9 protein-coding genes are annotated in these 11,725 nt (G+C 43.4%); 3 read left to right on the forward strand and 6 right to left on the reverse strand.

Annotated elements, in window-relative coordinates; all coding sequences use genetic code 11:
* Positions 1-73 precede the first annotated feature (73 nt).
* Both thiO and H6G69_RS29545 read right to left on the reverse strand, forming a co-directional pair.
* Entirely contained in the window at positions 74-2,038 is a 1,965-nt protein-coding gene (thiO, locus tag H6G69_RS29540) for a glycine oxidase ThiO (protein ID WP_190692679.1), read from the reverse strand.
* A gap of 177 nt (positions 2,039-2,215) precedes the next feature.
* Positions 2,216-2,695, reverse strand: coding sequence for a hypothetical protein (locus H6G69_RS29545; protein WP_190692680.1), 480 nt, complete (start codon positions 2,693-2,695; stop codon positions 2,216-2,218).
* 455 nt (positions 2,696-3,150) lie between these two features.
* Between H6G69_RS29545 and cimA the strand changes: the two genes are divergently transcribed.
* Positions 3,151-4,785 carry a citramalate synthase gene (gene cimA, locus H6G69_RS29550; RefSeq protein ID WP_190692681.1) on the forward strand — a complete coding sequence of 545 codons (1,635 nt, stop codon included), beginning with the start codon at positions 3,151-3,153 and terminating at the stop codon, positions 4,783-4,785.
* Between the two features lie 475 nt (positions 4,786-5,260).
* On the opposite strand, the gene H6G69_RS29555 is transcribed toward cimA, so the two are convergent.
* The gene (locus H6G69_RS29555) at positions 5,261-5,494 is read right to left on the reverse strand and encodes a hypothetical protein (protein WP_190692682.1); all 234 of its coding nucleotides are present in this window, start codon (positions 5,492-5,494) and stop codon (positions 5,261-5,263) included.
* Positions 5,495-5,654: 160 nt separating this feature from the next.
* Between H6G69_RS29555 and H6G69_RS29560 the strand changes: the two genes are divergently transcribed.
* Positions 5,655-7,733 (forward strand): NAD(P)/FAD-dependent oxidoreductase, encoded by a 2,079-nt coding sequence (locus tag H6G69_RS29560; protein WP_190692683.1) that lies wholly within the window; start codon positions 5,655-5,657, stop codon positions 7,731-7,733.
* 25 nt (positions 7,734-7,758) lie between these two features.
* Here H6G69_RS29560 and H6G69_RS29565 read toward each other — a convergent pair whose 3' ends face one another.
* On the reverse strand, positions 7,759-9,351 hold the full coding sequence (locus H6G69_RS29565) for a hypothetical protein (RefSeq protein WP_190692684.1): 1,593 nt from the start codon (positions 9,349-9,351) through the stop codon (positions 7,759-7,761).
* 589 nt (positions 9,352-9,940) lie between these two features.
* On the opposite strand from H6G69_RS29565, the gene H6G69_RS29570 reads away from it, so the two are divergent.
* Positions 9,941-10,717: an Rpn family recombination-promoting nuclease/putative transposase gene (locus tag H6G69_RS29570; protein WP_190692685.1), complete on the forward strand. Its 777-nt coding sequence runs from the start codon at positions 9,941-9,943 to the stop codon at positions 10,715-10,717.
* A gap of 128 nt (positions 10,718-10,845) precedes the next feature.
* On the opposite strand, the gene H6G69_RS29575 is transcribed toward H6G69_RS29570, so the two are convergent.
* Positions 10,846-11,211 carry a DUF5615 family PIN-like protein gene (locus H6G69_RS29575; RefSeq protein WP_190692686.1) on the reverse strand — a complete coding sequence of 122 codons (366 nt, stop codon included), beginning with the start codon at positions 11,209-11,211 and terminating at the stop codon, positions 10,846-10,848.
* Positions 11,208-11,501: a DUF433 domain-containing protein gene (locus H6G69_RS29580; protein WP_190692687.1), complete on the reverse strand. Its 294-nt coding sequence runs from the start codon at positions 11,499-11,501 to the stop codon at positions 11,208-11,210. The genes H6G69_RS29575 and H6G69_RS29580 overlap by 4 nt, the downstream gene beginning before the upstream one ends.
* Positions 11,502-11,725 lie beyond the last annotated feature (224 nt).

Below are 11,725 nucleotides of genomic sequence, written 5' to 3' on the forward strand. Positions count from 1 at the left end.
ATTTACTCTCACTATCAGCGATAAATTTTTACATTTAGCCGACAGTCAACAGTTAACTGTTGACTGTTAACTGTTAACTGTTAATTGTCCCAGTCACAGGGGAACTAGCACTGGCGTAGGACTTAATCGGCATTCTGCCAGCTAGATAGGCCAAGCGTCCGGCGACTGCGGCCAAATTCATCGCATAAGCCATTGCAGCAGGGTTTTGTGCCAACGCGATCGCACTATTAATTAACAAGGCATCTGCGCCTAATTCCATCGCCTGCGCTGCTTCTGAGGGCGAACCAATCCCCGCATCTACCACGACTGGCACTTTAGCGTTTTCAATAATTATTTGGATATTGGCAGTTGTTTTTAACCCTTGTCCCGAACCGATGGGTGATGCTAAAGGCATGACTGTTGCACAGCCAACATCTTCTAAACGCTTGGCTAACATCGGGTCAGCATTGATATAAGGCAATACCGCAAACCCTTCTTTTACTAGTTGTTCGGCGGCTTGCAGTGTGCCAATGGGATCGGGTAGTAAATATTTTGGATCTGGGATAACTTCTAATTTGACAAAGTTATTATCTTCCTGTCCTAGCAGTTTTGCCATTTCTCGTCCTAAACGGGCGACGCGAATCGCTTCTTCGGCTGTTTGACAACCCGCAGTATTCGGTAGCATCCAAATTTTTGACCAGTCTAGTGCTTCGGCTAACCCTTCATGTCCAGGGGTTTTAGCCTGAACGCGTCGAACGGCAACGGTAACAATTTGACAATTACTGGCAACAACGCTTTGCTGCATTTCTTCTATACTGCGATACTTTCCGGTTCCCGTCATCAGACGAGATTGGAAGGTTTTGCCAGCAATTATCAGTGGTGAGTCGGGGAGTGGGGAGTCGGGAGTGGGGAGCGGTGCGATCGCACGATGCCCATTGGTAAAATTGGCAGAGTGAGTGAGCATAGGGGCGGTAGATGGCTGGGTGTGAAAGCGAGTATAGTGGAAATTCGGCAGCAAAGAATCGGATTTTTGTTCGCAGATTAAATTCGCAATAATTTCTGCTGTGACTGGCGCGAGTAAAATGCCATTGCGATAATGACCAGTCGCTAAAGTCAAGTTTTCACAATGGCTAGTGCCTAAAATCGGTAATTCGTCTGGGGTATCAGGGCGAAAACCCCACCACAGTTCTTGAATCGGATAATCCTGCAATTGGGGATAAAGGCGGATGGCTTGCTGAAGTAAATTTTGAATGCCAGCAGGGGTGTTATGGGGAGTAAAACCTACATCTTCACTAGTTGCACCGATGATAATTGAACGACTCCGCCGTGGCACGATGTAAGTATTTTCACCGAATAAAATACGTCTTAGGGGCAATTCTGGGACAAAATCCGGTAAGCGCAAACTCAGCATTTGCCCTTTGCGCGGTCTCACAGGCAAAGGTAACAATTCACTAGCCCAAGCACCCGCAGCTAAGACATAGTGACTAGCACGAATCATGCCTTCGGTGTTCGTTTGGATACCGATTACTTGTCCTTGCTGTTGAATTAATCCTTCAACTGTAACGTTATCTTTGAGGTCAACACCAAGAGATTTTGCGGCTGTCCACAGTGCTTGTGCTAATAAGCGATTATCAACTTGAGCATCTTCAGGATACCACCAGCCACCAACAACATCATTTCCCAATCCTGGCTGATATTGATGAATAGCGGCTTGATCTAACCAGTAAGCAGGTGATTCACGCGGTGCAGGCGATGTTGGTGGTTGATAAACCGGGGCAAGGATACCACAAGCCCAATAACCAGTATTTATCCCAGTTAAGTCTTCTAATTTGCGCGTCCATTCTGGATATAATGTACGCGATCGCCAGCACAACTGCCGCATTGCCTGGTCTTGGATAATTTCGGCATCTGGAGCCAGCATCCCCGCCGCCGCATGGGTAGCAGCAGCCTGGAAATCACGACAAAGCACGGTGACATTTTTTGTCCCGCGCAGTTTAAGTTCGACGGCGATCGCCAAGCCAATAACACCGCCACCAATAATTAAAATGTCACTAGTCATTAGTCATTAGTCATTGGTTATTAGCCATTGATCATTAGTACACAACTAAATAACTTATAACTAATAACTTTAAGACTTTTGCAAAAAGGTCACTTATTTAGGCTTGGTATAAGAATATAGGAGTATGAGGGTATTATTTACATCCCTACACCCCTACACCCTCAAACCCCCAAAATTTTACCACAAAGCGCGAATTGGCGTTCTGGTGTCGCTATCACTCACCGATGTCTCATTTGATTGAGTTTCTGTAGATTGAACTTCTCTAGTAGTTGTATCTGTATTCTCAGGAGTTGAAAATGACTCGCTGGGAGTGGTGTTTTGAGCCACACTGGTTCTGCGCTCATTTGTATTCCGTTCAGCTGTATTGAGATTGTCTTGTCTGACGCTGCGGCCGCCTCTAGGTTCAACGGCAGTGTTATTTTCTTGAGTAGTGTTAGCTCTGTCTTCGCTTAACTCACGACTACCACGACTGGGAGCAGTGCTATTGACATTAATATTGGCTGGGAGAACTCGTGATGTTTTGCCGCCTGGAGTATTGCCACTGGGAGTGTTACTAGCAGTTTGTTGTTGCCCCATTGGAAAGTTGATACCTAGCAATGTACCTAATAATATTGCCAAGCCTCCACCCATCAGAATAAGCGGTGTCCATCTACCCATATGATTTTGCTCCTTTTAACCTAACCTTATGATTTCTCAAGTATTCGATCGCCCTGACTCATGAATCCTTAAAATCCTCTTTATGACAGGCTCAATGCAAGTCTATCGTAGGAAAATAAAAAAGTAGCGATCGCAGCTTTTGTGATGCTAATTCGCTATCATTACATTCTCTTGTTTGAGCCAACCTGCACTATAACTGCCAGCTACGTGATAGTCCCTTAACTGAGTAACGCCGTTTGATCGACCATTACCATTGTCCTGCAAAGTTTTTGTAATTTGATCCTAAATTGTCTGTATATGCCCCAATTTAACTACAAGCTTTGGTGGACATATCGCCCGATGCACTGAGTTGGATGATTTAAAGCTAGTATTGGGGGCATATTTAAATTACCTAACTGGCTTTTTGTTGTATATTGGCACATTTCCTCTATAGTTGTCTCGCATGATTTTGTCTTATGACCACAAATCTCCCACCTCAAATTTGGCTTTATGACACTACGCTACGGGATGGTACTCAATGCGAAGGGCTATCAGTGTCTACTGAAGACAAGCTCCGCATTGCCAAAAGACTCGACCAACTGGGAATTCCTTTTATTGAAGGTGGTTGGCCGGGGGCGAATCCGAAGGATGTTCAGTTTTTCTGGCAATTACAAGAAGATCCGCTAAAACAAGCAGAAATTGTGGCATTTTGTTCTACGCGTCGTCCTCATACGGTGGCGGCGGCGGAACCAATGCTACAAGCGATTTTAACGGCGGGTTCGCGCTGGGTGACAATTTTCGGGAAATCTTGGGATTTACACGTTACAGAAGGTCTCAAGACAACTTTAGAAGAAAATTTAGCGATGATCCGCGATACTATCGAGTATTTTCGCTCCCACGGGCGACGCGTGATCTACGATGCCGAACATTGGTTTGATGGTTATAAGCACAATCGAGATTACGCTTTACAGACATTATCGGCGGCGATCGCTTCTGGTGCAGAATGGTTAGTTTTATGTGATACCAATGGCGGAACTTTGCCTCCTGAAGTCAGCGAAAGCGTACAAACTGTCAAGCGTCATTTGTCATCTGTGATTTGTCAACAAGCAATGACAACTCCCCAAATCGGCATTCATACTCATAATGATTCAGAACTGGCAGTAGCAAATGCCCTAGCCGCTGTTATGGCTGGGGCAACAATGGTACAAGGAACAATTAATGGTTATGGTGAACGTTGCGGAAATGCTAACCTTTGTTCTTTAATTCCCAACTTACAGCTAAAGATGGGTTATAGCTGTATCGCAGAACACCAGCTGAGTGAGCTTACAGAAGCAAGTCGCTTTGTCAGTGAAGTAGTAAATCTTGCACCAGATGAACACGCTCCCTTTGTTGGTCGTTCGGCTTTTGCCCATAAAGGTGGTGTTCATGTCTCCGCAGTTGAACGCAATCCTTTAACTTACGAACACATTCAACCCGAACAAGTAGGAAACCGGCGGCGGATAGTCATTTCTGAACAATCGGGACTCAGTAATGTACTCGCCAAAGCCCGGACTTTTGGCATTGAACTAGATAAGCAAACGCCCCAAGCACGGCAAATTCTCCATCGTCTAAAACAATTAGAAAGCCAAGGCTATCAATTTGAAGCTGCTGAAGCGAGCTTTGCACTATTAATGTATGAAGCTTTGGGAGCGCGTCAAGAATTCTTTGAAGTTAAAGGCTTCCAAGTACATTGTGATTTAGTTGAAGGTAAAGAAGCGAGTAGTGCTTTAGCAACTGTGAAAGTTGCCGTCAACGCTCAAGATATTTTAGAAGCAGCCGAAGGTAACGGCCCTGTTGCGGCTTTAGATGCAGCTTTACGCAAAGCTTTAGCCAACTTTTATCCCCAAATTGCCAGCTTTGAATTGACTGATTATAAAGTGCGGATTCTCGATGGACACGCAGGTACAGCAGCCAAAACTAGAGCTTTGGTAGAGTCAGGCAATGGTCATCAACGCTGGACGACTATCGGCGTTTCCGCAAATATTTTGGCAGCTTCCTATCAAGCAGTAGTTGAGGGTCTGGAATATGGTCTGTTGTTGCACTCCCAAGCAGAGGCGGCCTTGAAGGCTTAGGGATGAGGGGCTAGTATTTTTAACTCAGCAACGCTAGATGCTAACCTGCGGGAACGCCTGCGGCGCAGTTGCCCAACGCACTGGCTCCTCAGCACTCAGATTCTCCAACTTGAGGCGACTGTTGTCAAAGTGGTGTTGAAGCGCGATCGCCATCTCTTATCAGATAATAATTGGAGTTGATCGAGAGTCAATTGAGCCTTTTTACTCGAACGTTGAGGCTTTGAAGTGGAAGTGTGAGGAAATTTTCTGCGTTGGGTGTTGTCGGATGGGGGATTTTCTCACGCCGAGGCGCAAAGGCGCAAAGAGGAATGAGAGAGTTTTGGATTTGTTTGACAACAGCTGTGTGAAAATTGCTGAGTCAATCAATTTTGGATTTTAGATTCAGAAAATCTTTGCATCTAAAATATGCTGGCAGACTCGCGCTTCGCTGCGCTAACGGCAATCCAAAATTAAAAATTCTTTTACCCCCTGCTTATTAAGTAAAACTTTCCCAGGCTTGAGCCAGCAGTTGACTTAGCCAACGTCGTTGCTGTCTATCTAGCATGGGGTCATCTTCGAGGACTTGTGCTGTTAAGTCTTCCAAAGATTTACCTTGAGAACGGACAATTTTAATTACTCCTGCGATCGCAGAAGCTACAAGTTCTTCATCAATGGGCTTTTGTTGTAAGGCGAGAATATCTTGAGGGCTATCGGGAATGGGATAATTCATGGCGTGGGTTTACAAAGTTACAAAATGGAAAAAATTTTTGACAAATTATTAAAAGTTCTTTACAGAATCTTTATTTGACTAATAGGGCGGAGTTTAGCGTATTTTTCGCCATTAATAAATCTGTCGAAATGAGTATCTTGAGCGGAGATGTCAGCAACACATGAAAGAGATCCTTTATTTAGAAGTGCCAATTTCAGATACGGCAGTTGTACGCCGTTGGCTACAAGTGGATTTTCAACCTGGATTTGGCGAAAAATTACTCACCTTAGATGGCTTCTGCCTGAAATTACCTACAGAATATACAGCATCTAAGCAGACTATTACCGAAAATTTACCGACAGAACTTTCTGTTTTTGTCTGGTCAGTGCAGAGAACTACCTATTTAAAGGTCTTCCGTTGGTCAGATCAGTCTTTCCCTCAAGAGAAAGAGATTTTGCTACGTCTCAAGAAAGAAATTAGACAACGCTTTCCCCATCAGTACCCCAAACCGCCAGCAATTGATTTATCCCAACAATCAATTTTTGAGGCACTAGCGTCATATTACCCACTTACAGTTAAATACTTTCAAAAAATGCCGAATGGCGAATATGACCTCAAACGTGCTTATTGGTGGGAACAACGCTGGCGAGAAGGTGTACTTCATCCCCAACAACCGCGTCAGGTGATCTTTTCTCATCCTCAATCTCACATCTCAAATCCAAAATTGGACTACGATTTGATTTACATTGGTGGCGCACTGGGGTCAATTCATGCAGCAGCGATGGCCAAACTCGGATACAAGGTGCTACTGGTGGAACGCCTACCTTTTGGCAAAATGAACCGCGAATGGAATATTTCGCGTGATGAACTACAAAGCTTGTTAAATCTAGGTTTGCTCACAAATGCAGAGTTAGACAGTATTATTGTCAGGGAATACAAAGACGGATTTAACAAATTTTTTGATGGGAATAATCCGCCAAAATTGCGATCGCCTATTCTCCACACGCCTACAGTATTAAACGTAGCCTTAGATTCAGAAAAATTGTTGCAAATATGTGGACAAAAGCTGCGTGCAGCTGGTGGCGATATTTGGGATGAAACTGAGTTTATCCGTGCAGATATTGATAAATCTCAAGTTGTGGTCACACTCAAGCACTTACCCACCCAAAAACAACAGCAAGTAAGTGGACGATTGTTAGTGGACGCAATGGGAACCGCTTCACCTATTGCTTGGCAATTAAACGGTGGTCGTGCTTTTGATAGTGTTTGTCCCACAGTAGGTGCGGTGATTGATGGGGGATTTGAACCTCAGGTTTGGGATTCCCAATATGGTGATGTGCTGTACAGTCACGGCGATATTTCGCGGGGAAGACAGTTGATTTGGGAACTTTTTCCTGGCGCGGGTGAGGAACTGACAATTTATTTATTTCACTACCACCAAGTCCACCCCGATAATCCTGGTTCTTTGCTGGAAATGTATGAGGATTTTTTCACAATTTTGCCGGAGTATCGCCGTTGCGATCTGGATAAACTGGTGTGGAAAAAGCCGACATTTGGCTACATACCAGGACATTTTAGTGTGAATAGTAGCGATCGCAAAGTTGCCTTTGATCGATTAATTGCCATTGGTGATGCGGCATCGCTTCAGTCTCCTTTGGTATTCACAGGTTTTGGTTCTTTAGTGCGGAACTTAGAACGTTTGACAACGCTGTTAGATATTGCCCTCAAGCATGACTTATTCAGTTCGCGCCACTTGAATAAAATTCGCGCCTACCAAAGCAATGTTTCGGTGACTTGGCTATTTTCAAAAGGGATGATGGTTCCGACTGGGAAGTTTATCCCTCCCCAGCGCATTAACTCTATGCTAAATACCTTCTTTGGTTTATTAGCTGATGAACCACCAGAGGTTGCAGATAACTTTATCAAAGATAGGTGCGATTGGTTAACCTTTAACCGCTTGGCACTCAAAGCCGCCCGCAAAAACCCCGCCTTGCTATTGTGGATTTGGGAACTAGCAGGCCCCAAAGATTTATTCAGATGGGTAGGTAATTATCTTAACTTCGGTCGCTATGCCTTAGTTAGTGCCTTCCTGAGTTCTTGGTTTGCGGGCTTTTTATACCGAATTCAACCGTGGTTAGAACCGCGTCATCCGGCATTGTGGTTACAATTACTAGCACTTCGCTACGCAATTACCACAGGTAAACCGCGATCGCTAAATCAAACATCAACAGTAAATTCAGAAGCAGTCATCCTCAATTAGTTCAACAATAATGCGTAATTTTTAATTACGCATTATTTTGACTATTGGCACGGAAGTTTGGTAATTCCACCGATGCCAAGGATTTACGCCCTTTAGGTGGACGCTGAGGATAGACCACGGGTGACGGAGATTGGGACTCATGATCATTACTCCAGTCACCTGTTGTTTCTGGGTTTAACTCTGTGTTTGATATTTCTTCTGTATTCTCGGCAACAGGTTCTGACCAATAATTTTCTGGCTCTTGGGTTGTTTGTTTCGGCAACGGCACAGTAAAAGAGAGTGGCGAATGCTTATCTGGTACAATTGTTGACTCTTCGATTACTGAACTTGGTACAGTGATAGGTGCATTATTTTCGGAAGTTAATGCTTCTAATTGCTGTTCTAGTGTAGTTTCTGGTTCTTCTTCTTTTGTCTTCCAAGTTTCCCAAATTGGTACTTCAGTTTGATGGCTTGTGACATTAGTTTCACTACTAGCAGGTGAAGCAGTTCCAGGTTGAGCAGCAAAAAACATTTGAATGAGACTATCTATTTGCTCATCTAGTTTTGCTGTGTCATTCGATGAAACTGTTTCTGATGTTGCTAATGTATCTGGTTCATCATCAATTTCTGAGCTAGCAGCAGGTTCAATAGGTGTTGTTTGTTCCTGAGTTGCCCAGTTCCACGGAGAAGAAGGTGGTGGTGCAGGGTTGCTAGGAATAGGTGAGGCGGGAGTTGTAGATTCACTCCAAGGATGAGGCGTATTTTCTGACTCAGATTCTGGTTCTGCTGACCAAGGTCGAATCGGTTGTACGTTGGGAAATAAAGACCGTGCTTTTCTCGAAAATCTGCTTTGTTTACTAGACGGATGATAAGCAGGCGTTACTGTTTCTTGTGCGGAGTCATCATTCGCCGCAGGTGGTTCTAGACATTTTTCTAAGGCTGCCTTAAATTGCAGTGTTTGGCGTTGCTGGCGCATCAACCGAGTACGCAACTCTCGACAAGTCGTTTCTGCTTGTGCTACTTGCTGAGACTGTTCATTATAATTTGTTTGCAACAGCGCACATTCCCGTTCTAACTGGGCTAGGCGTTGTTGGCTAATTTGTAGCTGTGCTTTATAGGTTTCAACGAGAGTTTCTTGGCGTTGAATTGTTTGGCTGGCGGTGTCTAACTGTTGAAATAATGACTGAATTTGCTCTTGGGCAGCAATTAATTCTTGAGCTTGTTGGTTGAGCATTGACTCAGTAACGCTGCAACGTCTTTTTTGCCACTGCACGGCTTTTTCCGACTCAGTTAAGTCATCTTTAAGATGCTCTACTTGCTCATACAATTCATTATTGGCTGAACGCAGCTCTTCATTCAACGCCAGCAGTTTCTGAAATTCATCATCAATGACTGCTTGCTGTCTACTATCGGGTTCCGCCACCCATTCTTCTTGGGTAACATCTTTAGAAGCGGGAAGACTTGGCGGCTCTGGTTGTGGATCTGATGCAGGTTTGAGCAGTGGTAACTGCTTCATAGTCATATTTTCAGAAGGCACAACTGAATAAAAAGGACAGCTAGCCTGCTCTGGTTGTAGCGAGTTAGCAGAATTGAGAGATTCCATCACAGCCCTGTTGTTTGAGGTGTCAACTTCATTCATTACTCTTGACCCACCTACCTAAAGATACTCAGCGATGCTCAATTGAGCATTGCTAATCAACTGTGTTTGCTCGGTGCTTAATCTAGAAACCAAGTTGAATGCTCTCCAAGCATGAGTCACTAGTTATTAGTCAGTGTTCCCATTTTGCATCTAGAACTGATGACGTTATAACATTAAGAACTTATAACTCGTCAACCTTAGTCTAGGTCGGGATTTATAGCTCAAATGCTACTATGTACGGAATTCAGCATAGATGCCTAACAAAAGTTGTCTCTGGGTTGGCTTTGATCAATAATCGTTTGTATTTGGTAGTAACAGCTGCCTGGCAGAAATTTAGGCGCGAGACAAATATCTGCGCTGTATCTAATTTACCAAACACTTTGCTTCTAAGGGAACAGGGGTGTGAGGGTACACAGGGGTGTAGAAGTGTGAGGGTGTAAGGGTGTAGGGTTGTGAGGGTAATAATTTAAGCGATCGCACTTTCTTAACAAGTAAAATATCTACTTGGGTTTTGAAGGCGATCGCACCTTATGAACGGAAATTTGTATAATTTGAGCGATTGCATTAAACTAGCACCTTGTGACACTCTATGTATGACGATATCTGCCGATTTTTAGCGGAACACTTTTCATCAGACTTTGCTAGTTGGCTGATGGGAGAATCGATAACGATGACGGAAATAAAACCTTCAGAACTTTTTTTAGAGCCAATTCGCACTGATGCGCTAATTCTACTACGGTCAGATGAATCAATTCTGCACATAGAATTTCAAACTCTACCGAAAAAGAATGTTCCGTTTCGCTTGTTAGATTATCGTGTGCGCGTGTATCGAAAATATCCAGATAAACCCATGCGCCAAGTTGTGATTTATCTCAAAGAAACGAGTTCAGATTTGGTTCAACAAACTAGCTTTACAATGGAACGCACTCGCCATGAATTTGACGTGATTCGATTGTGGGAGCAACCCGCCAGCGTTTTTCTGCAATATCCTGGGTTAGTTCCTTTTGCGGTACTAGGACAAAGTGCAGATTCCCAAGCCACATTGCGCCAAGTTGCGGAAATTGTAGATCAAATTCCTGATTCTACAGCACAAGCGAATCTCATAGCAGCGTCGGGAATTTTAGCAGGGCTAAAATTAGAAGAAGAGGTGATTTATCAGATATTGCGGAGGGATATTATGCAGGAATCTGTGATTTATCAGTCTATTCAAAGAGAGGGAGAAGCAAAAGGAGAGGCGAGAAAGCAAAGAGAAATCGCCATTAATTGTTTACGAGATGGTTTTCCCATAGAAGCCGTAGCCCGTGTAACAGGTTTATCAATTGAAGAAGTGCAAGAACTTCAACGTCAAATTAATCTGCAAAACTAACGTTATCATTATAGCGATCGCTGACGGCAAAACCATCGTATCTTTATTGTTGATGAAAAGCGATCGCTTTTTTATAAATACTCAATCTATTATTGGAATTTTGCCGGGATTCAACTAAGCTTACTTGCTCATTCTTCACCCCAAGAGCTTAAAAATTCCACTTGATTTTGCATATCTTCTGCTGACTTGGCGGCAATTATTCGTAAAAGGCGGCGCATTTGTTCGCCAATTTCATAATATTGTTGTCCTAAAATTATGCCAGCGTGAAATTTTCCCTGTGCAACTAATATTGTGTGCAATCTATAGTAATCTCTAATATTAAAACTGTAAATCACTCGCTTATTCTCAGATGCCCACTGTAATTGCTCCTCATCGCTACGAGATAACATTTCTGCTTGTGCAACACTTATGACATCTACACTACGCGCACGCAAAGCCTCTAACAGCGCATTACTCTCAGCATCCTCATCTAAATATAAACGAATAATACTCATTTTTTAGTTGCAGCTTTGTGTAGTGCAGCAAGTCTTTCATACTCTGCTTGTTCTTCTGCTAAATCGGTATCAATTTCTTCTCGGTTAGCGTGATAGTAAGTTAATGCTGCATAAATTTGCACTAGCGTTAAGTGAGGTTTATCCGCAGCAATTTCTTCGGCGCTGTAACCTTGCTTGTATAAAGCTGCAATGCGGCTTACACTTGAGCCTGTTCCAGCAATAATGGGACGACCACTATGCAACTTAGGATCTCTTGTAATTAGTGTACCGATATCAGTGCTAGTTACCAAAGGTTTTCTCCTGATTTGGTCTTTATATTAACTAGGTTAGCATTGCGATCGCTGACGGCAAAACCACCGTATCTTTATTGTTGATGAGAGCGATCGCTTAATATTATTATTTTTCTAATACCAATTAAAAATGAAGCTGCATATAATGGAGAAAAGCAAACTTGGTAAGTTAACCCAACCATGAGCCGTCCATTTAAAATTGCGATCGCCGAGAGTGAAGAGGA

This window comes from Nostoc sp. FACHB-110 (assembly GCF_014697425.1).
In the GTDB taxonomy this organism is placed as follows: domain Bacteria; phylum Cyanobacteriota; class Cyanobacteriia; order Cyanobacteriales; family Nostocaceae; genus Nostoc_B.